Genomic DNA, 26,562 nt, shown 5'->3' with positions numbered 1-26,562 from the left:
GTCTGACGGATGCGTTATTGCCCCGGATTGCGGGCCAGGCGGTAGCCGCTGCCGCGCACGGTTTCGATCATGTTGCTGTAGCCGCCGGGAGCGAGCGCTGCGCGCAGGCGCTTGATGTGCACGTCCACCGTGCGCTCTTCCACGAACACGTGGTCGCCCCACACCTGATCGAGCAGTTGCGAGCGGCTGTGCACGCGCTCCGGATGCGTCATCAGGAAATGCAGCAGGCGGAACTCCGTCGGGCCCAGATCCAGCTTGATCGGATTTTCTGCCTCAACGTTCGTGGCCGTCACACGGTGCGTGGCCGGGTCCAGCTTCAGGCCGTTGATGGCCACCACGTCGTCGGTCAGCTGCGGCGCGCGGCGGCGCAGCACGGCCTTGATCCGCGCCAGCAATTCCTTGGGCGAGAACGGCTTGGTGACGTAATCGTCCGCACCGCTGTCCAGACCCATGATCTTGTCCTGCTCTTCGCTGCGGGCCGTCAGCATGATGATCGGGATTTGCCGCGTGCGCTCGTTGGCGCGCAGCTCCTTGGCGAACATCACGCCCGACTTGCCCGGCAGCATCCAATCGAGCAGGACAAGGTCGGGCAACACATCGCTCATCAGCGACAGCGCCTGCTCGGCGTTGTACGCGCGGATCGGGTAGTGCCCTGCGTGCTGCAGGTTGACGGCGATCAGCTCAGCGATCGCCGGTTCATCTTCCACCACCAGAATACTGCTCGGCATACTCACGTCTCCAATCCTGCCTGCTTATTCGCCCTGGCCCTGGATCTCGCGCTCCAGTGCTTCGCGCCCGGCATGCCGGACGTCGGTTCCCTTGACGATGTAGATAATAAACTCGGCGATGTTCTTGGCATGGTCGCCGATACGTTCGATCGCCTTGGCAATGAACAGCAGATCCAGCGCCACCGAAATCGTGCGCGGGTTCTCCATCATGTAGGTGATGAGCTCGCGCATGAAGCCGCGGAATTCCTCATCGATGGCCTTGTCTTCCTGCAGGATCGACACGGCGGCGGCGGTGTCCAGGCGCGCGAAAGCATCCAGCGCGTGGCGCAGGATGGTCGCAGCCATCTCGCCCGAGCGTTCGACACCGGCGTAGTTCAGCGCGTGAGCCGACGGGTCTTGCATGAGGCGCTTGGTGCGCTTCGCAATCTTCGCGGCCTCGTCGCCGGCGCGCTCCAGATTGGTGATCGTCTTCGAGATGGCCATGACCAGACGCAAGTCGCGGGCGGTCGGCTGGCGGCGCGCAATGATGTTGTTGCAGTCGCCGTCGATCTCGATTTCGAGCGCATTGATCTCCTGCTCCACTGCGAGCACCTGATCGCACATCGCGGTGTCGAAGTTGGCCAGCGCGCGCATCGCGCGGGCAATCTGTGCTTCCACCAAGCCGCCCATCTGCAGCACCTTGGTGCTGATGGAGGTCAGGTCGGTATCAAACTGCGATGACAGATGTTTCTCAGACATCGATTTCTCCTTGTCGCTTCAGCTTCAGCGTTGTTGCAGGTCAGCCGAAGCGGCCGGTAATGTAGTCTTCCGTTTCTTTGCGCTGGGGCTTGATGAAGATCTTTTCGGTATCGCCGAACTCGATCAGCTCGCCCAGGTACATGTACGCCGTGTAGTCGGAGCAGCGCGCCGCCTGCTGCATGTTATGCGTGACGATGACAACCGTGTAGTCGTCCTTCAGTTCAGCGATCAGCTCTTCGATCTTGCCGGTGGAGATCGGGTCCAGCGCCGAACACGGCTCGTCCAGCAGCAGCACTTCGGGGCGGATGGCAATGCCGCGCGCGATGCACAGACGCTGCTGCTGGCCGCCCGACAGGCCGTAGCCGGACTGGTTGAGCTTGTCCTTCACTTCGTTCCACAGCGCGGCCTTGGTCAGCGCCCATTCCACGCGATCGTCCATCTCAGAGCGCGACAGGCGCTCGAACAGCTTCACGCCAAAGGCAATGTTGTCGTAGATCGACATCGGGAACGGCGTCGGCTTCTGGAACACCATGCCGACCTTGGCACGGAGCAGCGCGATGTCCATGCGCGAGGTCAGCAGGTTCTCGCCGTCCATGTTGATCTGGCCTTCGGCACGCTGCTCCGGATACAGCGCGTACATCTTGTTGAACGTACGCAGCAGCGTAGACTTGCCGCAGCCCGACGGGCCGATGAACGCCGTCACCTGCTTCTCGGGAATCTGCAGCGAGATGTTCTTCAGCGCGTGGAACTTGCCGTAGTAGAAGTTCAGGTCGCGAACATCGATCTTCGGGCTTTGCGTGCGCACTTCGAGGGACGTAGCAGTCATGGTCATTTCTTGGTGAACAAGGCACGCGCGAGGACGTTCAGCCCCAGCACACCCAGCGTAATCAGGAACACCCCGGCCCAAGCCAATTGCTGCCACTCGGGGAACGGGCTCATCGCAAACTTGAAGATGACGGTCGGCAGCGTGGCCACCGGCTGATTCAGATCCAGGCTCCAGAACTGGTTGTTCAGGGCGGTGAAGAGCAGCGGCGCGGTTTCGCCTGCAATGCGGGCCACGGCCAGCAGCACACCGGTAATCACGCCGGCATACGACGCCTTGAGCGTGATCGACAGGATCATCTTCCACTTGGGCGTGCCGAGCGCCATGGCGGCTTCACGCATCGCGTTGGGCACCAGGTTCAGCATGTTCTCGGTGGTGCGCACCACGATCGGAATCTGCAGCAGCGCGAGTGCAAGCACACCCGCAATACCCGAGAAGTGCTGCACGCGTGCCACCACGACGGCGTACACGAACAGGCCAATCACGATCGACGGGGCCGACAGCAGGATGTCGTTGATGAAACGGGTAGCGCTCGCCAGCATCGACGTCTTGCCGTACTCGGCCAGATAGATGCCGGCCAGGATGCCCAGCGGCGTGCCGATCAGCGTGGCCATGCCGACCAGCAGGAACGACCCTGCGATGGCGTTGGCGAGACCGCCTCCCGGCGTGTTGGGCGGCGGCGTCATCTCCGTGAAGAGCGACATCGACAGGCCGCCCACGCCCAGCGAAAGCGTGGTCCACAGGATCCACGCCAGCCACACCAGGCCGAAAGCCATGGCGGCGAGCGACAGTGCCAGCGCAATCCCATTGACATTGCGGCGGCGGGCCTGCAGGCGTGCCTTGATCTTTTCAGAGTCGGCGCGGACCGCAGGAATGGAAGACGTACGCATGGTATTGGGTCTCATAGCGTCAGGCAGATCGCGTTGGTTCACTTTTGACCCTCGCTCTTCTGCAGGCGCAGAAGCAGCAACTTGGACGCCGCCAGCACGATGAACGTGATGACGAACAGGATCAAGCCCAGCTCCATGAGCGCCGCGGTGTGCAGGCCTTGGCCCGCTTCCGCAAATTCATTGGCCAGCGCCGAGGTGATGCTGTTGCCCGGCGAGAACAGCGACGCATCGGACAGCAGGTTCGTGTTGCCGATCACGAACGTCACGGCCATGGTCTCGCCCAGCGCGCGGCCCAGGCCCAGCATCACGCCACCGATTACCCCCGCCTTGGTGTACGGCAGGACCACGTTCCACATGACTTCCCACGTCGTGCAGCCCACGCCGTAGGCGGATTCCTTGAGCAGCGTCGGCGTGATTTCGAACACGTCGCGCATCACCGCCGAGATGTACGGAATGATCATGATCGCCAGGATCACGCCCGCGCACAGCAGGCCGATACCGATCGGCGCGCCCTGGAACAGCGCCCCGATGACGGGAATCTTGCCGACGGTCGCGGCCAGCGGCTTTTGAAAGTACTCGCCGAAGATCGGCGCAAACACGAGCAGGCCCCACATGCCGTAGACGATGGACGGCACTGCAGCGAGCAGCTCGATGGCGGTACCGAGCGGTCGGCGCAGCCAGGCCGGCGACAGCTCGGTCAAGAACAGGGCAATGCCGAAGCTCACAGGCACGGCAATGATGAGCGCGATCAGCGACGTGACCAGGGTGCCGTAGACGGGCACCAGCGCGCCATAAATGTCGGAGGGCGGATCCCACTCCGAATTCCACAGGAACGACAGGCCGAATTTCTGGATCGTGGGCCAGGAACTGATGATGAGCGAAATGATGATGCCGCCCAGGAGCAACAGCGTCACGATTGCGGCAAGGCGGGTCAGGCCGCCAAACACCAGATCGCCAAGGCGGCTGGGTGCGCGCATACGGGAAGCGCCGGAGGAATCAGAGAGCGTGGCCATGAGGGAAACCGGTCAGCCGTGAAAGAAGCTTTTGGAATGATGCGGAGGGCCGTTCTTACTGCCCCTCCGCACCTTGTGCTGCACCTACTTACGCATCGCTATGCAGCTGGCAACGATCATTGGTTGTAGACAACCTTGCCCGAAGCATCCTTCACGCTCGACTTCCAGGTTGCGCGGATCTGGTTCTTCACAGCGTCCGGCAGCGGCACGTAGTCCAGGCTCTTGGCAGCGTCATCACCACCCTTGTAGGCCCAGTCGAAGAACTTCATGACTTCAGCGCCCTGCTCCGGCTTGGCTTGCGTCTTGTGCAGCAGGATGAAGGTTGCGCCGGCGATCGGCCATGCGTCCTTGCCCGGCTCGTCCGTCAGGATCTGGTAGTACGACTTGCTCCACTCGGCGCCGGCAGCTGCGGCCTTGAAAGCTTCAGCGGTCGGTTGCACGGTGGCGCCTGCCTTGTTCTGCAGATTCACGTACGTCATCTTGTTCTGCTTGGCGTAGGCGTACTCAACGTAGCCAACTGCACCGCCCAGACGCTGCACGAATGCGGCCACGCCCTCGTTGCCTTTGCCGCCCGTGCCGGTCGGCCAGTTCACGGTCGTGCCTTCGCCAACCTTGCTCTTCCACTCCGGGTTCACCTTCGACAGGTAGTTCGTGAAGATGAACGAGGTGCCCGAACCGTCAGCACGGCGCACCACCAGGATGTCCTGGTCCGGCAGCTTGGCCTTGGGGTTCAGCTTGGCGATGGCCGGATCGTTCCACTTCTTGATCTTGCCCAGGTAGATGTCACCCAGCAACTGGCCGTTCAGCGTCAGCTCGCCCGGCTTCACGCCCGGCAGGTTGATCACGGGCACCACGCCGCCGATCACGGTCGGGAACTGGATGAGGCCATCCTTGTTCAACTCTTCGTCCTTCAGCGGCATGTCCGATGCGCCGAAGTCGACGGTCTTGGCGGTGATCTGCTTGATGCCGCCCGACGAGCCGATGCCTTGGTAGTTCACCTTGGTTTGGGTCGCCTTGTTGTAGTCGGCCGCCCACTTGTTGTAGACGGGTGCCGGGAACGTTGCGCCAGCGCCAGTGATGTCAACAGCAAATGCGGCACCAGCGAAAGCCAGTGCAGCCACGCCAGCGATTGCGGTTTTGACCAATTTCATGAGTTCTCCGAGGAGCGGTTGAGCGATGACAGATTTTTGACATCCGAACTTTAGGCCGCTCAAATGACACTTCTGTGACAACACGGAAACTTCTCATAACTGACCTGCAAGGCATGAAAGTCGGCACGCGCGCATAGAAAAAGCGGCTCGCAGGCCGCTTTTGGACTTACCACTTGACTGGACAAGAGTTCACTGCAACGTCGCAGCAAGCCGCTCCGCATGCTGGTTGGCGAGTTCAGCATCCTGCGCCTCCACCATCACGCGCACGACCGGCTCTGTCCCCGAGGGGCGAATCAGCACGCGCCCCTTGCCATCCAGCTCAGCCTCGCTGGCCTTCAGCGCAGTCTGCAAACCTGCATGCGATTTCCAGTCAAAGCCCTTTTCAACGCGCACGTTGATGAGCTTCTGCGGGAACAGGCGCACGCCGTCCAGCATCTGATCCAGCGTCTGACCGCTCCGACGCAATGCCGCAAGCACCTGCAGCGCCGAGATGATGCCGTCGCCGGTGCTGTGCTTGTCGAGGCAAAGCAAGTGACCCGACCCTTCGCCGCCGAGCAGCCAACCGTTCTTCTTGAGTTCTTCCAGAACGTAGCGGTCGCCCACCTTGGCGCGTACAAACTCGACGCCCTGCGCCTTGAGCGCCAACTCCACGGCGAGATTCGTCATCAGCGTGCCAACTGCACCGGGCACGGTCTGGCCCGCTGCACGGCGCGCCTGCACCATCACGTAGAGCAGCTCGTCGCCGTTATAGAGGCGGCCATTGCGGTCCACCACCTGCAGGCGGTCGGCATCCCCGTCGAAGGCCAGGCCGATGTCGGCGCCATGCTCGCGCGTGGCCTCGACCAGCTTGCCCGGCGCCGTCGCGCCATAGCCGTCATTGATGTTGCGACCGTTCGGCTGGTTGCCGATCGACACCACGTCCGCGCCCAGCTCATGGAACACGTGTGGTGCGATGTGGTAGGCCGCGCCATGCGCGCTGTCCAGCACGACCTTCATGCCGAACAGGTTCAGGTCGCTCGGGAACGTGCTCTTGCAGAACTCGATGTAGCGGCCCGCGGCATCCTCGATACGGCGGGCGCGGCCCAGCGCATCGGAGGCGGCATACGCCATCGGTTTTTCCAGCTCCGCCTCAATCTGCAGCTCGGTTTCATCGGGCAGCTTGTCGCCCGTGGCCGAGAAGAACTTGATGCCGTTGTCGTAATACGGATTATGTGACGCAGAAATCACCACACCAGCCGACAGCCGCAGCGCACGTGTGAGGTACGCCACGCCTGGCGTGGGCAGCGGCCCGCTCATCAGCACGTCAACGCCGGCTGCCGTAAATCCCGCTTCCAATGCGGCTTCCAGCATGTAACCCGACAGACGCGTGTCCTTGCCGATCAGCACGGTGGGACGGCCGTGACCATGCGTTTCGCCGCCGTGGGCCAGCACTCGGCCCGCAGCATACCCAAGGCGCAACACGAAATCCGGCGTGATCGGGGTTTCACCGACACGCCCGCGGATGCCGTCGGTGCCGAAATACTTCCTGGACATTGGGAGTCTCTCCTGGAGAATGTTTCTTTCTTTGTTTGTAAGGCGCCGGCCATCGCCGGGCAATCCTCTGTTCGCTTGACCCCCAGCCGCGTGAGGCTGGGGCGGCTGTCAGTCCAGTGGGGGATTTACGCGCTCATGACGCATGGCCCACCAGAGTTGGATCGCTTCCACGGTCGGCTGTACGTCGTGCACCCGTACGATGAACGCGCCCCGCTCCACGGCCAGCAGCGCTGCCGCCACACTGACCGTCACGCGTTCGGCTGGCGGTTTCCCGCCCAGCACGGCGCCCAGCGTCGATTTGCGCGACAACCCGGCCAGCAGCGGCAGACCGATCCGCTGGAACTCGGCCAAGCGATTGAGCATGGTGAGATTGTGATCCGGCGTCTTGCCAAAGCCAAATCCCGGATCAAGCGAAATACGCTCAGGCGCCACGCCGGCGGCCAGCAGCGCCTCCGTTTGCACGCGGAGGAAAGCCTCCACCTCGCCCATCAAATCCGCATAGCTGGGCGCTTCCTGCATCGTTTCGGGATCGCGCTGCATGTGCATGACACACAGGCCCGCATTGCCCTTGGCCACTGCCTCAATGGCGCCCAGGCGGCGGAAGCCCCAGATATCGTTGATCAGATCGGCACCTGCATTCAGCGTGGCGCGCATCACCTCGGGCTTGTAGGTATCGATCGACAGCGGTTTGCCGCAATCACGCAGCGCCTCGACGATGGGCATCACGCGGTCCAATTCCGCTTGCAGGCTCAGCGGCTCGGCACCAGGCCGGCTCGATTCGCCACCGATGTCAATCATGTCGACGCCTTCGGCGATCAATTGCTCCGCGTGGCGCAAGGCCGCATCGCGGGTGGCGTGCTGCCCGCCATCAGAAAACGAGTCGGGCGTAACGTTAAGAATGCCCATGACCAGCGGGCGCCGATCACGCGCGTAAAGAAAACGTCCGCACTGGAAGTGTGTGGTGGTCGGAATGGAGGCAGACAAGATATAGATAGACGGAAATGCTGCGCAGGACCGGAATGCTACGCCAGGCACGCCAGAAAGCGCCAACAAAAAAGCCGGTGCGCTTGCACCGGCTCTTCCGCGCCGCCCCGAGGCGACAAACTAACGAAGCATCATCATGCCGTGGCAGGCACGTTGCCCGGACTCACGCCAGCCGGCGTACCGCCACCCGGAGGGGTGCTACCGCCACCGGTCGAGCCGTAGCGCGGGGGGCGCGGCGGCTTGCCGTCCATGATGTCGTTGACTTGGTCGGCGTCGATGGTTTCCCACTCGAGCAGCGCCGCAGTCATCGCTTCGACCTTGTCGCGATTCGCTTCGAGGAGACCCTTCGCCAAGGCGTATTGTTCATCAACGATACGGCGAATTTCCGAATCCACCTTCTGCTGAGTTGCCTCAGACACCGTCTTCGATGCCATGCGGCCAAAGAAGCCGTCCTGTTCCGTATCAACGTAGACCATGGTGCCGAGCGCGTCGCTCATGCCATAGCGCGTCACCATGTCGCGGGCCATCTTGGTGGCACGCTCGAAGTCGTTTGAGGCACCGGTGCTCATCGCGCCCAGGAATACCTCTTCTGCGGCACGGCCACCGAACAGGATCGCAACCTCTTCGAGCATCGTGTCCTTGTAGGCGTAGTGCTTGTCGTGCTCCGGCAGCTGCCAAGTCAAACCACCAGCCCAGCCGCGCGGCATGATCGTAACCTTGTGCACCGGATCAGCCTTCGGCAGCAGCTTGGCGACAACCGCGTGGCCCGACTCGTGGTACGCCGTAGCGCGGCGCTCCTCTTCCCGAATCACGGCCGACTTGCGCTCCGGACCCATGAAGATCTTGTCCTTCGCATCTTCGAAGTCCTGCATGTCGACCACACGCTTGTTACGGCGTGCAGCAAACAGCGCTGCTTCGTTAACCAAGTTGGCCAGATCGGCGCCCGAGAAGCCCGGCGTGCCACGCGCCAGCACCGATGCATCGACGTCGTTGCCGATCGGCACCTTCCGCATGTGGACCTTGAGAATCTGCTCGCGGCCACGGATGTCGGGCAGGCCCACGTAGACCTGACGATCGAAGCGGCCCGGACGCAGCAGCGCCTTGTCGAGCACGTCAGCCCGGTTGGTGGCCGCGATCACGATGACGCCCGAGTTGGCCTCAAAGCCGTCCATCTCCACCAGCATCTGGTTCAGAGTCTGCTCGCGCTCGTCGTTGCCGCCGCCCATGCCAGCGCCGCGATGACGACCCACTGCATCGATTTCATCGATGAAGACGATGCAGGGTGCCTGCTTCTTGGCGTTCTCGAACATGTCGCGCACGCGGGCTGCGCCCACGCCGACGAACATTTCAACGAAGTCCGAACCGGAGATGCTGAAGAACGGCACCTTGGCTTCGCCAGCAATGGCGCGAGCCAGCAGCGTCTTACCGGTACCCGGAGGGCCGACCAGCAGCACGCCGCGTGGAATACGACCGCCGAGCTTCTGGAATTTCTGCGGATCTTTCAGGAAGTCGACCAGTTCGACGACTTCTTCTTTCGATTCGTCACAGCCTGCCACGTCAGCAAACGTGACGCTGTTGTTGTTCTCATCAATCAGCCGCGCCCGGGACTTGCCGAACGAGAAGGCGCCGCCTTTCCCGCCGCCCTGCATCTGCCGCATCATGTAGAACCAGAACACGATGATCAGCAGCGTGGGGCCGAGGTAGTAAAGCGCGGTAAGGAGCACACCTTGCTCTTCTTCCGCCTTGCCGGTCACCTGCACGCCGTACTTCATCAGGTCGCCGACCATCCAGATGTCGCCCGGCGAGATGATCGAATACTTGTTGCCCTCGTTGGGCGTGACCAACAACGTACGGCCCTGGACTTCAACACGCTTGACCTTGCCGGCCTTTGCGTCGTCCATGAATTGCGAGTAAGTCACACCTTCTTGGGTGCGCGGCTTGTCGAACTGCTTGAAGACGGTGAACAGCACCAAGGCAATCACCAGCCAGATGGCCGCCTTCTGAAACCAGTTGTTATTCAAGGCGAGACTCCTTTAGAAATGCCTTGACGGGATGCTTGGCATTGTAATGCACGGACACCGCCGCGGGTTGATTGCCCGCAAGACCGACGGACCACCGTGCCAGCCGACGGCCCCTTCCTGAGTATCGTCCGTCAGCCCGGATGCTTGAGCTGGCGGCCCAACAGGAATGTCTCGGACGATTTGTCCCGGGAGGCTTTGGGCTTGCGCGGCGCCACGATCTTGAAATGACGCTTGAACATCTCGACGATCTGACTATAGCCGCTGCCGTGGAAACATTTGATCAGCAGCGCGCCCTCAGGTTTCAGGTGCGCCATGGCAAATTCGACAGCCAGCTCGGCGATGTGCTCCATGCGCGCGGCGTCTGCCGACGCCACGCCTGAGAGATTGGGGGCCATGTCGGACAAAACAAGGTCCACTTTGCCCCCGCCCGTGGCTTCCAGCACGATTTCTTCCAGTTGCCGGAAAACGTCGTCCTCGCGGAAGTCACCTTGAATGAAGGTGACGTCGGCGATGGCTTCCATCGGGAGGATGTCGATGGCGACGATCGCCCCGTCAATCCGGCCGTCCTTGGCGCGCGGCGAGGCGGCCAGCTTGTTGCGTACGTACTGGCTCCAGCTGCCGGGCGCGGCACCCAGATCAACGATGACCTGACCCGGCTTGATGAGCCTGTCCTGCTCGTCGATCTCTTTGAGCTTGTAAGCAGCACGTGCGCGATAGCCTTCGCGCTGCGCCAGCTTTACGTACGGATCGTTGATATGGTCGTGCAGCCACGACTGGTTGAATTTGTTCTTTGCCATCGAATTGGTTGCAATTTCGCCCGGATGTAGCGCCAAACATGGCGGCCAGGACTGGTTTTGGCGGATAATACGCGCCGTTTGTCTATTTGCGCGATTCCGCCCTCATTTATGCCCGCCCTTACCCTCACCCCTGCCCAACGATCGGAACTGCGCTCCGAAGCGCACGCGTTGAACCCGGTCGTCATCATCGGTGCGGAGGGTCTGACGAAGGCCGTTCTGGCTGAAATCGACCGCTCGCTGGCGGCCCACGGGCTGATCAAGATCCGCGTCTTCGGCGATGACCGCGAAGCACGCATCGAACTCTATGACACCATCTGCGCTCGCCTGCAGGCAGCTCCCGTACAGCACATCGGCAAGCTGCTGGTGATCTGGCGCGAAGGCCCAGCGTACCTGAAGGAAAACCAGCCGCGAGACCTCAAGCCGCCGCGCAAGACCACGGTGGGCGCCGGTCCACGCTCGGTTACCGTGCGCAAGCCGAACCCGAATAGCGCGCGCCGCCCGAAGCCGGTGCGGCTGAGCGTCCTTGGCAACGAACGCGTCACGGCCGGCGGCAACGTCAAGCGTGCAAAGCCGCGTCAAACCAGCCAGAAAAAGAAGGCGCTGTCCTGATCCAATTCGGGGCTGCACAGAAAACGACCGGCTTTTCAGCCGGTCTTTTTTTGCCTCAGGCGGTTTGCCGAATGCCCGCCGCCTTCCAGATCAGGGCCACCCCCAGAAGGCTCTGCACCAGATAGAACACGCTCGATACGCCATGCAGCATGCCAAACTGTGCGCGGTAAGGCGAATCCCCCACCGCCACGCCAAGCGCATCGGCCTGTTCGCGCAGCGAAGCCATGAACGGCTGCAGGCCGAAATAGCCCACCAGCACACATAGCAGCATCGCCAGCACAAGCCAGCGCAGCCGCCGGTAACCGACCTCACCGCGGCGCACGAGCGCCGTGGCAGCCAGCAGCAGCAAACACCCTGTCGCCAGGCCGATCCACGCTTGCGCATGAAACAATCGGCCGGCAATGGAGCCGGCCAACTGGCGATCTTCTAGCATCGCAAACAGCGTCGGCGCGACGATGTAACCGATGGTCCAGAGCGAACCGCACCATACCGTGGCAAGCAACTGGAAGAAGCGCTGCGGCATGGTGGTTGCCTTGGATCTGGTTAGAGGTACTTGACGGCCAGGACTTCGTATTCGCGTTCGCCACCGGGAGCAACCACGGTAGCGACATCGCCTTCGAACTTGCCGATCAACGCGCGTGCGATCGGCGAGCTGATCGAGATCTTGCCCGTTTCCAGATCGGCTTCATCATCGCCGACGATCTGGTATGTGACGGGCTTGCCCGAATCCAGATCTTCCAGATCGATGGTGGCGCCAAAAACCACGCGACCGTCGGCGTCCAGCGAAGCCGGATCGATGATCTGCGCAGCAGACAGCTTGCCTTCGATTTCCTGGATGCGGCCTTCGATGAAGCCCTGGCGCTCCTTGGCGGCATCATAGTCGGCGTTTTCGGACAGATCGCCCTGGGCTCGCGCCTCGGCGATGGCGTTGACGACGGCCGGACGCTCCTTGGTCTTCAGACGTTGAAGCTCCTCTTTCAGCATCTCGGCACCGCGCTTGGTAATCGGAATGGTGCTCATCGTAAGTAATTCGGAATCACAAAAAAATCAGCCGCTGCGAAGCGGGAGGGCGCGTAGCGCACACCCGCCTGACGGCGGCTGTCGTTGTTTTGACACGGACGCTCTAGTTTAGGCGAACCGTCCGGAGGCGGCAACTGCTCCTCTCCGGCCGGTTCACCGCGACGCTATGCCGCGTCGCGGGCGCTGACGATGGGCTTACAGCGTGGCGTGCAGGCCCTGCAGGTCATACACATCGAGGTGCTGCATGTGCTTCAGACCTTCCACCGCGGCGCGCGCACCAGCGATGGTTGTGTAGTAAGTCACGCGCTGCGCCAATGCAGCCTGGCGGATGGAACGCGAGTCGGCAATCGCGGCACGTGTCTCGTCGACGGTCGTGAAGACGAGCGCGATCTCGCTGTTCTTGATCATGTCGACAATGTGCGGACGGCCGTCCTTCACCTTGTTGACCACCCGCACCGGAATGCCAGCGGCCTCGATGGCCGAGGCGGTACCGCGCGTCGCCACGATCGGGTAGCCGAGCGTATGCAGCGCGCGAGCCACTTCCACGGCTTGCGGCTTGTCGCTGTCCTTGACGGTCATCAGCACGGTACCCTTCTCGGGCAGGCGCGAACCGGCGGCGAGCTGGCTCTTGAAGAGCGCCTCGCCAAACGTCTTGCCGACGCCCATGACTTCGCCGGTCGAGCGCATTTCCGGTCCGAGCACCGGATCAACGCCCGGGAACTTGTTGAACGGGAACACCGCTTCCTTGACGCTGTAGTACGCCGGCACGACTTCCGTCTCGACGCCCTGCGAATCCAGCGACTGCCCTGCCATGCAGCGAGCCGCAACCTTGGCCAACGAGACACCGGTCGCCTTCGAAACGTACGGCACCGTGCGGGAGGCACGCGGGTTCACTTCCAGCACGTAGACGATGTCTTCGCCGCCCTTCTGCTGGATGGCGAACTGCACGTTCATCAGACCAACCACGTTCAGCGCCTTCGCCATCGCGGCGGTCTGGCGCTTCAGTTCGTCGACGGTCGCCTGCGACAGCGAATACGGCGGCAGCGAGCAAGCCGAATCGCCCGAGTGCACGCCGGCCTGCTCGATGTGCTCCATCACGCCGCCGATGAACACGCGCTTGCCGTCGGAGAGGCAATCCACATCGCATTCGATGGCGTCGTTCAGAAAGCGGTCGAGCAGCACGGGGCTGTCGTTCGACACCTTCACGGCTTCGCGCATGTAACGCTCGAGGTCGCGCGGCTCGTGCACGATTTCCATCGCGCGCCCACCCAGCACATACGACGGACGCACCACCAGCGGGTAGCCGATTTCTTCGGCCAGCTTGAGGGCTTCGTCTTCGGCACGCGCGGTGCGGTTGGGCGGCTGACGCAGGCCCAGCTCGTGCAGCAGCTTCTGGAAGCGCTCACGGTCTTCGGCCGCGTCGATCATGTCCGGCGACGTACCGATGATGGGCACGCCGTTGGCCTCCAGATCCAGCGCGAGCTTCAGCGGGGTCTGGCCGCCGTATTGCACGATCACGCCAACCGGCTTTTCCTTGTCGACGATTTCGAGCACGTCTTCCAGTGTCACAGGCTCGAAGTACAGGCGATCGGACGTGTCGTAGTCGGTCGAGACGGTTTCCGGGTTGCAGTTGACCATGATGGTCTCGTACCCGTCTTCGCGCAGTGCCAGCGCGGCGTGCACACAGCAGTAGTCGAACTCGATACCCTGGCCGATCCGGTTCGGGCCACCGCCCAGAACCATGATCTTCTTGTTTCCGGTCGGCTCGGCTTCGCACTCGCCATGCTCGGCTTCGTACGTCGAGTACAGATACGCCGTGTTGGTCGCGAATTCAGCGGCGCAGGTGTCGACGCGTTTGTAGACGGGGCGCACCTTCTCGGCGATACGCTTTTCGCGCACGGCCTTGGCGGTCGTCTTGGTGAGCTTGGCGAGGCGACGGTCGGAGAAACCCTTCTGCTTGAGCAGACGCAGCTCGGCAGCCGACAGGCTTTCCAGCGTGCGTGCCTTGACCAGTGCTTCCGTCTTGACGATGTCTTCGATCTGCGCGAGGAACCACGGGTCGATGGACGTCTCGGCGTAGACCTCGTCGATCGACAGGCCCAGGCGGAATGCATCGCCCAGATACCAGATGCGGTCCGGACCGGCTTCGCCGATCTCTTCGATGATCTCGTCGCGGTCGGTGGACTTTTCGTCCAGACCGTCCACGCCGACTTCCAGGCCACGCAGCGCCTTCTGGAACGATTCCTGGAAGGTCCGGCCCATGGCCATCACTTCACCGACCGACTTCATCTGCGTGGTCAGGTGGCTGTCGGCCTGCGGGAATTTTTCGAACGCGAAGCGCGGCACCTTGGTGACCACGTAGTCGATCGACGGCTCGAACGACGCCGGGGTCGCACCGCCGGTGATTTCGTTCTTCAGCTCGTCCAGCGTGTAACCCACGGCCAGCTTGGCAGCGACCTTGGCGATCGGGAAACCGGTGGCCTTCGACGCCAGCGCCGACGAACGCGACACGCGGGGGTTCATCTCGATCACGATCATCCGGCCATCCTTCGGATTGATCGAGAACTGCACGTTCGAGCCGCCGGTATCCACGCCGATCTCGCGCAGCACGGCCAGCGAGGCATTACGCAGGATTTGGTATTCCTTGTCGGTCAGGGTCTGCGCCGGGGCCACGGTGATGGAGTCACCGGTGTGGATGCCCATCGGATCCAGGTTCTCGATCGAGCAGACGATGATGCAGTTGTCGGCCTTGTCGCGCACGACTTCCATCTCGTATTCCTTCCAGCCGAGCAGCGATTCTTCGATCAGCAGCTCGTTGGTCGGCGAGAGGTCGAGACCGCGTTTGCAGATCTCTTCGAATTCTTCACGGTTGTAGGCGATGCCGCCGCCCGTGCCACCCAGCGTGAACGACGGACGGATCACGATCGGGTAGCCGCTCGTGCCGGTTTCCTTGGCGATCTGCGACTGCACGGCCACGGCCTCGTCCATCGAATGTGCGATGCCGGACTTGGCCGAACCGAGACCAATCTTGGTCATCGCGTCCTTGAACTTCTGGCGGTCTTCTGCCTTGTCGATGGCCTCGGGCGACGCGCCGATCAGCTCGACGTTGTACTTCTTCAGCACGCCGTGGCGATGCAGGTCCAGCGCGCAGTTCAGCGCGGTCTGGCCGCCCATCGTCGGCAGGATCGCGTCGGGGCGCTCCTTGGCGATGATGCGCTCGACGACTTCCCAGGTGATCGGCTCGATGTAGGTCACGTCGGCCGTGCTGGGGTCGGTCATGATCGTGGCCGGATTGCTGTTGACCAGGACCACCTTGAAACCTTCTTCACGGAGCGCCTTGCAAGCCTGCGCGCCGGAGTAATCGAATTCACACGCCTGGCCGATGATGATCGGACCCGCGCCGATGATCAGGATGGTTTTGATATCTGTACGTTTTGGCATAACCCGCTCGATTCGATTAATTCAGTGTGGCCGTCGCCAGCTTGGCGGAAAAGCCGATAAACATGGCGCCGACGCCGCTGCTCATACCGGCAGACAAACGTCGTCGCGCGCGGAACGCCGCGGCCAGCCGCGCGCCCACGAAGATGATGGTGGTCAGGTACAGGAAGCTGCAGATCTGGCAGACCAGCCCCAGCACGACAAACGACACCACCGGCAGCGCGTAGTGCGGATCGACGAACTGGATGAAGAACGAGATGAAGAACAGGATCGCCTTCGGGTTCAGCAGGCTGATGATCAGCGCCTTCTTGAACGGGTGCGATTCATCAGCCGGGGCCGCGTCTTGTGCGCCGGACTCACCAGCCTTGCGCGCGCGCCAGTTGCGCACCGCGCCGCGCAACATCTGCAGGCCGATCCAAGCCAGATACGCCGCACCGATGTACTTCACGACGTAGAACAGCGCCGGACTCGCCTTCAACAGCGAAGCCACGCCCGCCGCCGACAACACCATCAGGATGGCATCGCCCAGGAACACGCCGCACGCGCCCTGGTAGCCCGCGCGCACACCGCGACGGGCCGCCACCGACAGCACGTACATCGAGTTCGGCCCGGGCAGCAGCACGATGAAGATCGTGCCGAGCAGGAAGGTCCAGAACTCGGTGATGCCGAAGTGGGCGAGCATGAAAGCGTTCATGGCGATGCGATCTCGATTGCTTTACTGCTTCGCTGCGTCCATCGCCGCAGTGAAGCGGTCGAACAGATACGCGATGTCGTGCGGACCGGGCGACGCTTCCGGGTGACCCTGGAAGCAGAATGCCGGACGATCCGTCAGTTCGAAGCCCTGCAGCGTGCCGTCGAACAGCGAGACGTGCGTCACGCGCGCGTTGGCCGGCAGCGATTCCGGATCGACTGCAAAACCGTGGTTCTGCGAGGTGATGACCACGCGGCCGTCCTGCAGATCCTTGACCGGGTGGTTGGCGCCGTGGTGGCCGGTCTTCATCTTCAGCGTCTTGCCGCCGACAGCCAGGCCCATGATCTGGTGACCCAGGCAGATGCCGAACGTCGGCAGGCGGCGCTCCAAGAACTCCTTGGCAGCGGCGATGGCGTAGTCGCACGGTTCCGGATCGCCGGGGCCATTGGAGAGGAAGACGCCATCCGGGTTATGCGCCAGCACGTCGGCTGCGCTGGTTTGCGCCGGCACCACCGTCACGCGGCAGCCGCGCTCGGCCAGCATGCGCAGGATGTTGAACTTGACGCCAAAGTCGTATGCGACCACGTGGTACTTCGGGGCTTCCTGCTTGCCGTAGCCGCGACCCAGCGCCCATTCGGTCTGGGTCCACTCGTACGGTTCGGTCACGGACACGACCTTGGCCAGATCCATGCCCGACAGGCCCGGGAACGAGCGCGCCAGGTCGATGGCCTTCTGCACGTTGTCTTCGCCGGCGAGAATGCAGCCGTTCTGGGCGCCCTTCTCACGCAGGATGCGGGTCAGCTTGCGGGTATCGATGCCGGCAATGGCGACGACCTTCTCACCCTTCAGGTAATGCGAGAGCGAGTGCTCCTTGCGGAAGTTCGACGCGAGGATCGGCAGATCCTTGATGATGAGGCCGGCGGCATGGACTTTCGTAGCTTCGACGTCCTCACGGTTCACGCCAACGTTACCGATATGCGGGTACGTGAGCGTGACGATCTGGCGCGAGTAGCTCGGATCGGTGAGGATTTCCTGATAGCCGGTGATCGCGGTGTTGAACACCACTTCGCCGATCGTATGACCGGCCGCACCGATGGAATAGCCACGAAAGACCGTGCCGTCTGCAAGCGCGAGGATGGCGGGCGGGAAAGACGGCAACACGGGTAGCTCCTGCTGGATTCACCCTGTGCCGACCTGATCACCTTGGCGCCAAAGCGGAATTCCGGCTGCGCGGAATCCGGCCGTTTGCGCGTCGAGTCGGGACTGGGACAGAACTCACCAGAAATCACCGAGGAACGAGGCAGACGGGGCGGTAGGCGGGAGGTAGGAAGCGGTTGGCGCTAGGGTGATGGGTTTCTGAACTCAAACCCGACAAGTATACCCCGGCGCCGCAAAAAACTCAATGAAAGGAAGGACTTAACGGCGCATGCCCGCCGAATTGTGACGCCCCGCCATGCCAGCAAACGCCACTCCTGACTGGCTGGAACGTCACTTCTCGTGGCCCTGCTCACCGCGCATGGCCGCCTGCACCTGAGCGAGCGCCGTGGGGTCTTCAATGGTGGTCAGATCGCCCGGATCCCGCCCTTCCGCGACGGCCTGCATGGCCCGCCGCAGCAGTTTTCCGGAGCGCGTCTTGGGCAGCGCCCCGACAAAAAACACGCGCGATGGCCGCGCCACGGCTCCAAGCTGCGCCTCGACCGTGCGCATCAACTCGCCCTCCAGCGCCAAGCGCCCCGCCGGATCCGCAATGCGCGAGGCGTCACGCACGATGGCAAACCCCATCGCCACCTGGCCCTTGAGCTGATCGGCCACGCCCACCACCGCCACCTCGGCGATGGCGGGATGCGACGACAGGCTTTCTTCGATCTCGCGCGTTCCGAGGCGGTGGCCGGCCACGTTGATCACGTCGTCGGTGCGGCCCAGGATGGTCACGTAGCCCTCCTCGTCGCGCACACCCCAGTCGAAGCTCGAATAAATGTGCCGACCCGGAAACGCCGACCAGTACGTCTGCAGGAAGCGGGCGTCGTCGCCCCAGACGGTGGTCATGCAGCCCGGTGGCAGAGGCGCCGCAACAGCCAGCAGGCCTTTCTCGCCCGGGGCACACGGCTCGCCGGTGGCCTCGTCCAGGATGTCGAGCTTGTAGCCATAGACCGGGAAGCCCGGCGAGCCGAGCTTTTGCATGGACGGCTCGACCCCTTGCGGAATCGCCAGCATCGGCCAGCCCGTCTCGGTCTGCCAGTAGTTGTCGACGATGGGCTTGTGTAGCGCCTCGCCGATCCAGCTGGCGGTGGGTTCGTCCAGCGGCTCGCCGGCAAGGAACAGGCGGCGCAGGCTCGACAGGTCATGCCGCTGCAGCAGCGCAGGATCCTGCTTCTTGAGCACGCGAATGGCGGTCGGCGCGGTAAACATCACGTTCACGCGGTATTGCTCGACGATGCGCCACCAGACCGCGCCGTCGGGGCGGATTGGCGTGCCTTCGTACATGACCGTCGTCAGGCCCGCGAGCAGCGGCGCATAGACGATGTAACTGTGCCCCACCACCCAGCCCACATCGGATGCGGTGAACATCGTGTCGCCAGGCTGGGCGCCGAAAATCAGCGGTATCGACGCCGCCAGCGCCACCGCGTAGCCGCCCGTGTCGCGCTGGACGCCCTTCGGTTTGCCGGTCGTACCTGATGTGTAAAGGATGTACGAGGGCTCGCTGGATTCCATCCATTCGCACGGCACATCAGCGTTGGCATGCTGTGCGGCGAGCGTTGCGTAGTCGACATCGCGGGCGTTGTGCTGCATGGGCGCGAGTTTGCGATCGACGAGCAGCACGCGCTCGGGCTTGTGCCCCGCCAGCTCGATCGCAGCGTCGAGCAACGGCTTGTACTCGACCACCTTGCCCGCTCGCGAGCCCGCATCCGCACTGACGATCACGCGAGGCGTAGCGTCGTCGATGCGCGTGGCAAGACTGTTGGAGGCAAAACCACCGAACACCACCGAGTGGATCGCGCCGATGCGTGCACAGGCCAGCATGGCGAACGCGGCCTCGGGAATCATCGGCAGATAAATCAGCACGCGATCGCCCCGCTTGACGCCCAGCGCCTGCAGGCTCGCCGCCATGCGGTTGACCTCGCGATGGAGCTGGCGATACGTGTACGTCGTTTCCACGCCGGTTTCGGACGAGACATACACCAGCGCCGCTTGTTCGCCACGCGTGGCGAGATGCCGATCGACGGCGTTGTGGCATAGGTTGGTGCGTCCGCCCACGAACCACTTGGCAAACGGCAGGCGCGAATCGTCGAGGACGGCGGAATACGGCGTTTGCCAATCGATGCGCTGGGCCTGCTCGCCCCAAAAGCCGACAGGGTCGTCAATGGAACGCTGATACAGCGCGCGATACGCGGCGGACATGGGCATGACGTTGTCTCCTGGCCATCGTCTGCGACGGCTCGATCTTCGATGTACTGTATGCGCCTACTGTGCGTCGGCCAACTTACGCAGGTCTTACCGCCGTCCTCAAAAACAAAACGGCGCCCCGCAGGACGCCGTTTTCTTGCCAACCTCAGCGCTTCTTGCGCTTGGCCGAACTGGATGAGGTTGCCACCGGTTTCGCCTTGACGACGGGCTTGCCGGCCACCTTTGCAGTCGGCACGCGCGTGGTTGCCGCTGTGGCGCGCGACGTTGTGGTCGATACCCGCATCACACGCACATGCCCGCCACGACTGCCACCGCGGGCTTGCGGCAGCATCAGCACAACGCTGTGCCCCTTGGGGATGGCGTCGCCTGGAAGCTGATTCCACGCGCGAATCTGGGCAACCGACACGCCGTAGCGTCGCGACAGACCTGCAACCGTATCGCGCTTGCCCGCGCGCACCACCACCTTTCTCAGATCCGGCATGTCGGGTTCGACCGCCATGGTGGCGTTCTCGGCCAGCTCGGGGCTGATGTCGGGTGCGTTTTCCTGGGCGCCGTCGGCACGCGGTACGACCACGGTGGAGCCGGCCTTCAGACGCATGCCCTTCGGAATGCGGTTGATCTCACGGATGGTGTCCGGGTCGACCTTGAGCCGGGCCGCGAGCGCTTCCACACGCTCGCGGTTGCCAACCGTCACGGCCGTCCAGCTGGAAAGCCCGCCGCGATAGGTGTTCAGGTTGTACTGGAACGTTTCTGCGTTGTCGTACGGCAGAAGAATCTGCGGGTTCGACGCCCCAAGGATGACCGGCCGGTTGAACGACGGGTTCAGTGCCTTGAACTCATCCATCGGCAGATTCGCCAGCTTGGCCGCCAGCGTCACATCAATATCGCGTGACGTGGTGACGGTGACGAAATATGGATGGTTCGGGATATCCGGCAGCGTAACGCCGTAGCGCTCCGGGTTGGCGATGATGTTCTTCACCGCCTGGAGCTTGGGCACGTACATGCGCGTCTCTGCGGGCATGTTCAGGTTGACGTAATCGGTCGACAGCCCCGCGGCCTGGTTGCGCGCAATCGCCCGCGCCACCGCGCCTTCACCCCAGTTGTAGGCGGCCAGCGCGAGTTGCCAGTCGCCAAACTGGTCGTGCAGCTTGGAAAGATAGTCGAGCGCAGCGTCGGTCGAGGCCAGCACATCGCGGCGCTCGTCCTGGAAAACGTTCTGCTTGAGGTTGTAGGTTCGGCCGGTGCTCGGGATGAACTGCCACATTCCGGCAGCCTTGGCGCTCGACACCGCCTGCGGGTTGAACGCGCTTTCCACGAACGGCAGCAGGGCCAGCTCGGTGGGCATGTTGCGCCGCTCCAGCTCTTCGACGATGTGATACAGGTAGCGGTTGGAGCGATCCACCATGCGGCGGAAGGCGTCCGGGCGCTGCGCATACCAGTCGGTACGATCATCCACGGCCGAGCTTTGCAGGTCGGGCATGGAGAAACCTTGGCGAATGCGCGCCCAGAGGTCCTTGGCCGGCCCTTTCAGGGACGCGACGGGCTGCTGATCGACATTGACGACCGGCGCGGGGGATTGGCCGGTGGCGGAGGAGGCACTGGTGCTGGCCGTGTCGGCATTCGGCCCGGGAGCCGTTGCACAGGCCGCAAGGAGCAGACTGAGCACAGTTGCCGCAAGAAGTCGCACGGATCGCATCAAGTTCTGTGGGGTTAGGGCTAAAAATTGCCCCAGATAGTAAGAAACGCATCCGACCGCGTCAACCCGCGTTCACCCGGCCGGGCGCCGGCTGGAGGCATCACATGGGCTGCGTCATCGCCGCGCGCCGAGGTTTCTCAACGGAAATCGTTCTTCCACTCGCGCAACGCAGCGAATACCGCAACCGGATCATCGGCGTCGATACCCGCATGGCGTGCCACCGCCCGCGTCACATTGGCGTCATCTGATCGCATGAATGGGTTGGTCGCCCGCTCGTGGCCAACGGTAGTGGGTACAGTCGAGCGGCCCTCGGCCCGCAACGCCGTTACCTCATCCTCCCAGGCTGCCAAGTCGGCGTTGCCAGGCTCGACTGCACGCGCAAAGCGCACATTCGATGCCGTATATTCATGCGCGCAATAGACACGCGTATCGGGCGCCAGCGCCGCCAGCTTGGCCAGCGACGCGCGCATCTGCGCAGGCGTCCCTTCAAAAAGCCGGCCGCAACCGGTGGCGAAGAGTGTATCGCCACAAAACAGGCTCGCCGATGCGGCATTACCCTGAAGGTGTCCCACGTAGGCGACATGACCGCTGGTATGCCCGGGCACATCGAGCACCCGGAAGGTGGCGGCCGGCTGCGTGAGCGTGACGACATCGCCTTCGCGCACGGCCTGCGTGCGGCACGGAATCGATTCGTTGGCTGGGCCGATGACCGGCAGCGGCGCTCCTTCGGGATTCTCCGGATACGCCGCGAGCAGTTCGCGCACCCCGCCGACGTGATCGCCATGATGATGTGTGATTACAATGGCACCGAGCGCGAGCCCGCGCTCCTTCAGGAAGCGCAGCACCGGTTGCGCGTCGCCCGGATCGACGACAGCAGCCACTCGGCCATCGTGTAGTGCCCAAATATAATTGTCGGCAAACGCAGCGATCGCCTCCACCTCAAGCGCTACACCACGCGGCACACCACCCTGGACCATGTCCGACTCCTCTAACGATCGTCGCATTATAGATTGGCACCACTGGCTCGCTTCGCCGCCCGGGCAATATGTCCTGCGCTGGGAGCAGGCTCAATTCGATCGCACGGTGGCCGACATGTTCGGCTATCACGCGCTGCAGCTGGGCCACCCCGGCTTTGGGGCACTGCGCGAAAACCGCATCCCGCTGATCGCCCGCGTGGTTGACGACATTGACCCGACGGCCCCCATCGAAACGCTCGACCCGATGGACGGCAACCCGGCAGAATCCGCCGATGCCGCCGACGCAGATCCGGACGCCAACACGCCGCAGCGCCAGGCCACGCCCCGCGTAATCTGCCGCTATGACGAGCTGCCCTTCGCCTCGCAGAGCATCGACCTGGTCGCCTTGCCCCACGTGCTGGAATTTACTGACGATCCGCACGAAGTGCTGCGTGAAGTGGCGCGCGTGCTGATGCCGGAGGGGCGTCTCGTCATCACCGGTTTCAACCCGCTCAGCCTATGGGGCATGCGACAGGGCATGCGGCGCCTGGGCACGGAATCGTTTCTGCCCGCGCAGAGCCAGATGATTGCGTTCACGCGCCTGAAGGACTGGCTCAAGCTGCTTGGATTTGATATCGTGCGCGGCCGTTTCGGCTGCTACTGCCCGCCCAATCGCTCGGACAAATGGCTGCAGCGCACCGCCTTCATGGAAAAGGCCGGCGACCGCTGGTGGCCGATCTTCGGCGCGGTGTACATGCTGCAGGCCGTCAAGCGCGTGCGCACCATGCGCCTGGTCGGCCCGGCATGGAAGACACGCAAATCGCCGGCGCTGGTGCCGGCCGGCACCCCGGTCGCGACACCTTCGGGCTCGCATTCGACCAAGGCGCCATCGGCGACCGCGCGTGACGGCAAACCGGGCGTCTGAGCGCGCCCGTTCCACTCACTGATCACCCATCGTTTCTCAATGCAGGAAGTCACCGTTTATTCCGATGGCGCGTGCAAGGGCAACCCCGGCCTCGGCGGCTGGGGCACCGTGCTCGTCTCGGGCAGCCACGAAAAAGAACTCTTTGGCGGCGAAGCGCTGACCACCAACAACCGCATGGAATTGATGGCCGTGATCGAAGCGTTTCGCGCGCTGAAGCGGCCATGCCGGGTGCAGGTTTATACCGATTCGCAGTACGTCCAGAAAGGCATCAGCGAATGGCTGGCCGGCTGGAAGGCGCGCGGCTGGAAGACGGCCGACAAGAAGCCGGTCAAAAACGACGACCTCTGGCGCACGCTGGATGAACTCGTCGCTGGACATGAGGTGAGCTGGCATTGGGTCAAGGGCCATGCCGGCCACCCCGGCAACGAGCGCGCCGATGCGCTGGCCAACAAGGGCGTCGAAATGGCGCGCCAGGCAAAAGCCTGACGCGGCCGCGCGCGCTCACTTGCCCGCGCAACGCTGCGTCGGGATCTGCGGTGCATTGGCGGCGGTGGTCGTGACGTACTGCGGCTTGCCGTCCTGCGCATAGACGAGCCGCAGCGGGCCACGCTTCGAAAGGCCATCGTCGATATCCGCCTGCAGCAGGCCGGTCTGCGCCCACCAGTCACCACCGATGCTGCGCTTCTGCATCATGACGGGGCGATTCGCGCCCGGCTCCCAGTTGGCTTGGCGGTCCGGCACGTAACGGTTGGGCAGCGTGCCGTAGGCGTAGAGCTGATTCAGCGTGTCGGCCAGGTAGCGCCCGGCTTGATCGTTGAACGTCGGAAGATCCTGGCTTCCGAGTTCGACGCGGATGCGCTGCACCTCGGCCGTACACGTAGAGGCTCCGGCGTCGGCTGCGCGGGCGTAGGACATGCCAATCGCGACGGCAGCGGCGGCAAGCCATGTCAGCACGCGATGCAAGCGGCGCGGACGGGTGGTGGGAATCACGGACATCGGTTCGGTATGCATGCGAGCTTCTCCGTTGAACGTTGAAGTAACGTGGTGATGAATCAGGACAGGAACAGCTTGCGTTCGGCCTGACGACGCTTCGTCAGCCCTTTGAGCGGCTTGCCGCCGGCCTTGTCCCACAGCAGGAACTGGTTGGCTGCGCCGGCGTAGTCGCCCGCGTTGAGCTTGCGCAGCAGCGTCGACGAGCGCAGCCGCCCCGCCCCCAGGTTGAAGACGAATGACGCCAGGGCGTCGAACTGCCCTTGCGTGATCGACACGCGCACGGCCTTGGCAATGCCCTGCTCGGTGTCGGCCAGGTCCTTGCGCAGCAGCGCTTCGGCCTGTTGCTGAGAGATCGGCCCGTTGAAGGTCTCGCCGGGCCGAATCAGGTGGCCGTAGCCGATGGTCGGTTTGCCGACCGCATCCAGATACGTCGACAGACGCAGCCCTTCCGATTCCTTGATCAGCGCGAGGCCTCGCTCGCCTGTGGTGCGCGGGTTGTGCTCAGTGCTCATCGCTTTTCTCCTGGGGCGTGCTGGTGGTGCCGGGGCCGTCGGAACCCGCGGCATTGGGCTGCAGGGGCCTTGGCACCAGCCGATTCGTGTATTCGTCGATCACGCGCATCACGGCTTCCGGCGGCTGCAGCGCGGTGAACTTCATTTCGATGTCGATGTGCTCGCTGTCGCGGCCGATCTCACGCTGGGAATGCGGCGCAAGCGAAACGTAGAACCGGCCAACACCGCCGGCGGCCGCGCCGTGCAGGGGCAAGGCCTCGGCGAGGTCGCTGCGCACGGTCATGTTCACCGTCATTTCGTCGAGTGCGAGACCGCGCGGCATCGCCAGCGATACCAGCGGCAGCGCCAGCCGGTGCTGACTGTCGAGCGCGAGCTCCACCTCGCGGGCGACCAGCGTGCCGCTCTCGTCGGCGTCGAAAAACTGGTCGAGCAGCGTGGTGTACTGCTGCGCGAGCATCTGGTTGGCGGAGGCTGCGGCGTGCTGCATGCCGCGCGTGATGTCGTCCAGCGTCAGGCCATTCAAGCCCGGATGACCGTGGCTATTGCTGTTGCTTCCCCCGCCGTTGCGCCCGCCAGGCGGAGACGAACCCGGTGGCGGCGGCGGAGACGCATCGGACGCCGTCTCGGGAAACGGTGCGGCATCGGAAGAGACAGGTGGCGTGGGTGGCGCGCTGGCGGCGGGCGCTGGCGGTGTGGCGGGCGCTGACGACGCACGGCCATCGTCACGCCCGCGGCGGCTGAAGAGATTGAACATGGTGTCGGGTCGGTCGGATCGATGAGATCAATGGGCGGCGCGCGGCGGGCGCGCACCGATCAGGACACCGGCCGTGGGGAGGCCGGCCGGTGTCCACCGCCGTGGGGGCTTACGGATTTGCCGGAGCCGGGGCCGGCGCATTGCCGCCAGCCGGCACCTTTTCGCCGATCATCGTGCCGTCGGTCGGCGTGGCCGGCAGCGGCTTGACGTCGTTCTCCTTGCCCTTGACGACCACCGGCTTGGTTGCCGCGTCAGTCAAGAACTCCATCACGCGCATCAGCGCTTCCGGCGGGTTCTGGCGCTTGACCTGGGTGTGGAAGGAGTACTTGGCGCGCGTATCGGTGCTGCGTGTCTGCTCCGACTTGTGCGAAGCGCGGCCCGACACCGACACGCTGAACGGGCCCCAGCCCAGCTTGGCCTGGAACGACCCTTCCGCCTCGGTGGTGGACGACGATTTCTCCGACTGCGAAATCTCCAACTCGAAGTCGATCGTGCCTTCCTCGATGGCGATCACCGGATGCACGACCGCGCACAGCAGCGGAATGCGCATCGTCTTCTGGATCGTGCCCTGCGACACGCCCTTCTCGTCGACGATGGTTTCGTCGTAGTCAAATTGCACCGCAACGGCTTTGCCGTTCTGAATACAGACCTGCAACAGAAAATCCGCATAGGATTTTGCCGCCGAGGTTTGCGCTGCGATCATGGCCTGCAGCGGCGCAGAGATCATCTTGTCGATCGGCAGCGCATTGATAACCGACCCGATAAGTCCGTTGTCCATTTAAAACTCCTCACATTGAATTATTTCGACGCACAGGTTTGTGCGCCCGAATCCAAAGTAAGAGTTTTCCCGCCAAGGTTCGATGCCTCGAAAGTCCCAGCCAAGGC

The 26,562-nt window shown here is 63.3% G+C and carries 25 protein-coding genes; 3 read left to right on the top strand and 22 right to left on the bottom strand.

What is annotated here, in order from left to right; translation table 11 throughout:
- Window positions 1-14 precede the first annotated feature (14 nt).
- The 10 genes from phoB to FUT88_RS07720 all read right to left on the bottom strand — a co-directional run bounded on the left by phoB (window position 15) and on the right by FUT88_RS07720 (window position 10,678).
- Window positions 15-728 (bottom strand): phosphate regulon transcriptional regulator PhoB, encoded by a 714-nt coding sequence (gene phoB, locus FUT88_RS07765; protein ID WP_004634238.1) that lies wholly within the window; start codon window positions 726-728, stop codon window positions 15-17.
- Between the two features lie 24 nt (window positions 729-752).
- Window positions 753-1,466: a phosphate signaling complex protein PhoU gene (gene phoU, locus FUT88_RS07760; RefSeq protein ID WP_147214488.1), complete on the bottom strand. Its 714-nt coding sequence runs from the start codon at window positions 1,464-1,466 to the stop codon at window positions 753-755.
- Between the two features lie 40 nt (window positions 1,467-1,506).
- Entirely contained in the window at window positions 1,507-2,298 is a 792-nt protein-coding gene (pstB, locus tag FUT88_RS07755) for a phosphate ABC transporter ATP-binding protein PstB (RefSeq protein ID WP_004634243.1), read from the bottom strand.
- Window positions 2,295-3,179 carry a phosphate ABC transporter permease PstA gene (pstA, locus tag FUT88_RS07750; protein WP_027681165.1) on the bottom strand — a complete coding sequence of 295 codons (885 nt, stop codon included), beginning with the start codon at window positions 3,177-3,179 and terminating at the stop codon, window positions 2,295-2,297. Before pstA ends, pstB begins: the two co-directional genes overlap by 4 nt.
- A 38-nt stretch (window positions 3,180-3,217) precedes the next feature.
- Window positions 3,218-4,192 carry a phosphate ABC transporter permease PstC gene (gene pstC / locus FUT88_RS07745; protein ID WP_027681164.1) on the bottom strand — a complete coding sequence of 325 codons (975 nt, stop codon included), beginning with the start codon at window positions 4,190-4,192 and terminating at the stop codon, window positions 3,218-3,220.
- A 116-nt stretch (window positions 4,193-4,308) separates the two neighbouring features.
- Window positions 4,309-5,343, bottom strand: a complete 1,035-nt coding sequence (gene pstS / locus FUT88_RS07740) for a phosphate ABC transporter substrate-binding protein PstS (protein ID WP_147214487.1) — start codon at window positions 5,341-5,343, stop codon at window positions 4,309-4,311.
- Window positions 5,344-5,532: 189 nt separating this feature from the next.
- Window positions 5,533-6,876: a phosphoglucosamine mutase gene (gene glmM, locus FUT88_RS07735; RefSeq protein WP_147214486.1), complete on the bottom strand. Its 1,344-nt coding sequence runs from the start codon at window positions 6,874-6,876 to the stop codon at window positions 5,533-5,535.
- Window positions 6,877-6,984: 108 nt separating this feature from the next.
- On the bottom strand, window positions 6,985-7,848 hold the full coding sequence (folP, locus tag FUT88_RS07730; protein WP_147214554.1) for a dihydropteroate synthase: 864 nt from the start codon (window positions 7,846-7,848) through the stop codon (window positions 6,985-6,987).
- 146 nt (window positions 7,849-7,994) lie between these two features.
- Complete coding sequence (gene ftsH, locus FUT88_RS07725; protein ID WP_147214485.1) at window positions 7,995-9,881, bottom strand: ATP-dependent zinc metalloprotease FtsH; 1,887 nt, start codon at window positions 9,879-9,881, stop codon at window positions 7,995-7,997.
- A 131-nt stretch (window positions 9,882-10,012) separates the two neighbouring features.
- A complete protein-coding gene (locus FUT88_RS07720; protein WP_147214484.1) occupies window positions 10,013-10,678 on the bottom strand; it encodes an RlmE family RNA methyltransferase in 666 nt (221 codons plus the stop codon).
- 108 nt (window positions 10,679-10,786) lie between these two features.
- Between FUT88_RS07720 and FUT88_RS07715 the strand changes: the two genes are divergently transcribed.
- A complete protein-coding gene (locus tag FUT88_RS07715) occupies window positions 10,787-11,287 on the top strand; it encodes a YhbY family RNA-binding protein (RefSeq protein WP_024972561.1) in 501 nt (166 codons plus the stop codon).
- A gap of 55 nt (window positions 11,288-11,342) precedes the next feature.
- On the opposite strand, the gene FUT88_RS07710 is transcribed toward FUT88_RS07715, so the two are convergent.
- The 8 genes from FUT88_RS07710 to gloB form a co-directional block, all read right to left on the bottom strand.
- Window positions 11,343-11,810, bottom strand: a complete 468-nt coding sequence (locus FUT88_RS07710; RefSeq protein ID WP_147214483.1) for a DUF4149 domain-containing protein — start codon at window positions 11,808-11,810, stop codon at window positions 11,343-11,345.
- Window positions 11,811-11,830: 20 nt separating this feature from the next.
- Complete coding sequence (gene greA, locus FUT88_RS07705; RefSeq protein WP_027681156.1) at window positions 11,831-12,307, bottom strand: transcription elongation factor GreA; 477 nt, start codon at window positions 12,305-12,307, stop codon at window positions 11,831-11,833.
- A 195-nt stretch (window positions 12,308-12,502) separates the two neighbouring features.
- Complete coding sequence (carB, locus tag FUT88_RS07700) at window positions 12,503-15,748, bottom strand: carbamoyl-phosphate synthase large subunit (RefSeq protein ID WP_147214482.1); 3,246 nt, start codon at window positions 15,746-15,748, stop codon at window positions 12,503-12,505.
- 16 nt (window positions 15,749-15,764) lie between these two features.
- The gene (gene leuE, locus FUT88_RS07695) at window positions 15,765-16,439 is read right to left on the bottom strand and encodes a leucine efflux protein LeuE (protein ID WP_147214481.1); all 675 of its coding nucleotides are present in this window, start codon (window positions 16,437-16,439) and stop codon (window positions 15,765-15,767) included.
- Between the two features lie 21 nt (window positions 16,440-16,460).
- Window positions 16,461-17,597 carry a glutamine-hydrolyzing carbamoyl-phosphate synthase small subunit gene (gene carA, locus FUT88_RS07690; RefSeq protein WP_147214480.1) on the bottom strand — a complete coding sequence of 379 codons (1,137 nt, stop codon included), beginning with the start codon at window positions 17,595-17,597 and terminating at the stop codon, window positions 16,461-16,463.
- A 327-nt stretch (window positions 17,598-17,924) separates the two neighbouring features.
- Complete coding sequence (gene prpE / locus FUT88_RS07685) at window positions 17,925-19,841, bottom strand: propionate--CoA ligase (RefSeq protein WP_147214479.1); 1,917 nt, start codon at window positions 19,839-19,841, stop codon at window positions 17,925-17,927.
- Window positions 19,842-19,986: 145 nt separating this feature from the next.
- Entirely contained in the window at window positions 19,987-21,537 is a 1,551-nt protein-coding gene (locus FUT88_RS07680) for a transglycosylase SLT domain-containing protein (protein ID WP_147214478.1), read from the bottom strand.
- A gap of 137 nt (window positions 21,538-21,674) precedes the next feature.
- Window positions 21,675-22,514 carry a hydroxyacylglutathione hydrolase gene (gene gloB, locus FUT88_RS07675; protein WP_147214477.1) on the bottom strand — a complete coding sequence of 280 codons (840 nt, stop codon included), beginning with the start codon at window positions 22,512-22,514 and terminating at the stop codon, window positions 21,675-21,677.
- Here gloB and FUT88_RS07670 point away from each other — a divergent pair.
- Both FUT88_RS07670 and rnhA read left to right on the top strand, forming a co-directional pair.
- Window positions 22,513-23,418, top strand: a complete 906-nt coding sequence (locus FUT88_RS07670; protein WP_186829258.1) for a class I SAM-dependent methyltransferase — start codon at window positions 22,513-22,515, stop codon at window positions 23,416-23,418. The genes gloB and FUT88_RS07670 overlap by 2 nt on opposite strands.
- Window positions 23,419-23,457: 39 nt before the next feature.
- Window positions 23,458-23,904 (top strand): ribonuclease HI, encoded by a 447-nt coding sequence (gene rnhA / locus FUT88_RS07665; protein ID WP_009240904.1) that lies wholly within the window; start codon window positions 23,458-23,460, stop codon window positions 23,902-23,904.
- Window positions 23,905-23,919: 15 nt separating this feature from the next.
- Here rnhA and FUT88_RS07660 read toward each other — a convergent pair whose 3' ends face one another.
- The 4 genes from FUT88_RS07660 to FUT88_RS07645 all read right to left on the bottom strand — a co-directional run bounded on the left by FUT88_RS07660 (window position 23,920) and on the right by FUT88_RS07645 (window position 26,455).
- On the bottom strand, window positions 23,920-24,429 hold the full coding sequence (locus FUT88_RS07660; RefSeq protein ID WP_147214476.1) for a hypothetical protein: 510 nt from the start codon (window positions 24,427-24,429) through the stop codon (window positions 23,920-23,922).
- A gap of 41 nt (window positions 24,430-24,470) precedes the next feature.
- Window positions 24,471-24,923, bottom strand: coding sequence for a lysozyme (locus tag FUT88_RS07655; RefSeq protein ID WP_012762196.1), 453 nt, complete (start codon window positions 24,921-24,923; stop codon window positions 24,471-24,473).
- A complete protein-coding gene (locus tag FUT88_RS07650; protein WP_147214475.1) occupies window positions 24,913-25,677 on the bottom strand; it encodes a DUF2589 domain-containing protein in 765 nt (254 codons plus the stop codon). The genes FUT88_RS07655 and FUT88_RS07650 overlap by 11 nt, the downstream gene beginning before the upstream one ends.
- 109 nt (window positions 25,678-25,786) lie before the next feature.
- The gene (locus FUT88_RS07645; RefSeq protein ID WP_147214474.1) at window positions 25,787-26,455 is read right to left on the bottom strand and encodes a DUF2589 domain-containing protein; all 669 of its coding nucleotides are present in this window, start codon (window positions 26,453-26,455) and stop codon (window positions 25,787-25,789) included.
- Between the last annotated feature and the right edge of the window lie 107 nt (window positions 26,456-26,562).

It is taken from the genome of Ralstonia sp. TCR112 (assembly GCF_007997035.1).
In the GTDB taxonomy this organism is placed as follows: domain Bacteria; phylum Pseudomonadota; class Gammaproteobacteria; order Burkholderiales; family Burkholderiaceae; genus Ralstonia; species Ralstonia edaphi.
This window is presented reverse-complemented; position numbering and strand designations above follow the sequence as displayed.

What these genes read in the sequence shown, in the direction of transcription:
- phoB (WP_004634238.1), bottom strand. Translation starts at nt 728, where the DNA reads ATGCCGAGCAGTATTCTGGTGGTGGAAGATGAACCGGCGATCGCTGAG.
- phoU (WP_147214488.1), bottom strand. Translation starts at nt 1,466, where the DNA reads ATGTCTGAGAAACATCTGTCATCGCAGTTTGATACCGACCTGACCTCC.
- pstB (WP_004634243.1), bottom strand. Translation starts at nt 2,298, where the DNA reads ATGACCATGACTGCTACGTCCCTCGAAGTGCGCACGCAAAGCCCGAAG.
- pstA (WP_027681165.1), bottom strand. Translation starts at nt 3,179, where the DNA reads ATGCGTACGTCTTCCATTCCTGCGGTCCGCGCCGACTCTGAAAAGATC.
- pstC (WP_027681164.1), bottom strand. Translation starts at nt 4,192, where the DNA reads ATGGCCACGCTCTCTGATTCCTCCGGCGCTTCCCGTATGCGCGCACCC.
- pstS (WP_147214487.1), bottom strand. Translation starts at nt 5,343, where the DNA reads ATGAAATTGGTCAAAACCGCAATCGCTGGCGTGGCTGCACTGGCTTTC.
- glmM (WP_147214486.1), bottom strand. Translation starts at nt 6,876, where the DNA reads ATGTCCAGGAAGTATTTCGGCACCGACGGCATCCGCGGGCGTGTCGGT.
- FUT88_RS07720 (WP_147214484.1), bottom strand. Translation starts at nt 10,678, where the DNA reads ATGGCAAAGAACAAATTCAACCAGTCGTGGCTGCACGACCATATCAAC.
- FUT88_RS07715 (WP_024972561.1), top strand. Translation starts at nt 10,787, where the DNA reads ATGCCCGCCCTTACCCTCACCCCTGCCCAACGATCGGAACTGCGCTCC.
- FUT88_RS07710 (WP_147214483.1), bottom strand. Translation starts at nt 11,810, where the DNA reads ATGCCGCAGCGCTTCTTCCAGTTGCTTGCCACGGTATGGTGCGGTTCG.
- greA (WP_027681156.1), bottom strand. Translation starts at nt 12,307, where the DNA reads ATGAGCACCATTCCGATTACCAAGCGCGGTGCCGAGATGCTGAAAGAG.
- carB (WP_147214482.1), bottom strand. Translation starts at nt 15,748, where the DNA reads ATGCCAAAACGTACAGATATCAAAACCATCCTGATCATCGGCGCGGGT.
- leuE (WP_147214481.1), bottom strand. Translation starts at nt 16,439, where the DNA reads ATGAACGCTTTCATGCTCGCCCACTTCGGCATCACCGAGTTCTGGACC.
- prpE (WP_147214479.1), bottom strand. Translation starts at nt 19,841, where the DNA reads ATGCCCATGTCCGCCGCGTATCGCGCGCTGTATCAGCGTTCCATTGAC.
- FUT88_RS07680 (WP_147214478.1), bottom strand. Translation starts at nt 21,537, where the DNA reads ATGCGATCCGTGCGACTTCTTGCGGCAACTGTGCTCAGTCTGCTCCTT.
- FUT88_RS07670 (WP_186829258.1), top strand. Translation starts at nt 22,513, where the DNA reads ATGTCCGACTCCTCTAACGATCGTCGCATTATAGATTGGCACCACTGG.
- gloB (WP_147214477.1), bottom strand. Translation starts at nt 22,514, where the DNA reads ATGGTCCAGGGTGGTGTGCCGCGTGGTGTAGCGCTTGAGGTGGAGGCG.
- rnhA (WP_009240904.1), top strand. Translation starts at nt 23,458, where the DNA reads ATGCAGGAAGTCACCGTTTATTCCGATGGCGCGTGCAAGGGCAACCCC.
- FUT88_RS07660 (WP_147214476.1), bottom strand. Translation starts at nt 24,429, where the DNA reads ATGCATACCGAACCGATGTCCGTGATTCCCACCACCCGTCCGCGCCGC.
- FUT88_RS07655 (WP_012762196.1), bottom strand. Translation starts at nt 24,923, where the DNA reads ATGAGCACTGAGCACAACCCGCGCACCACAGGCGAGCGAGGCCTCGCG.
- FUT88_RS07650 (WP_147214475.1), bottom strand. Translation starts at nt 25,677, where the DNA reads ATGTTCAATCTCTTCAGCCGCCGCGGGCGTGACGATGGCCGTGCGTCG.
- FUT88_RS07645 (WP_147214474.1), bottom strand. Translation starts at nt 26,455, where the DNA reads ATGGACAACGGACTTATCGGGTCGGTTATCAATGCGCTGCCGATCGAC.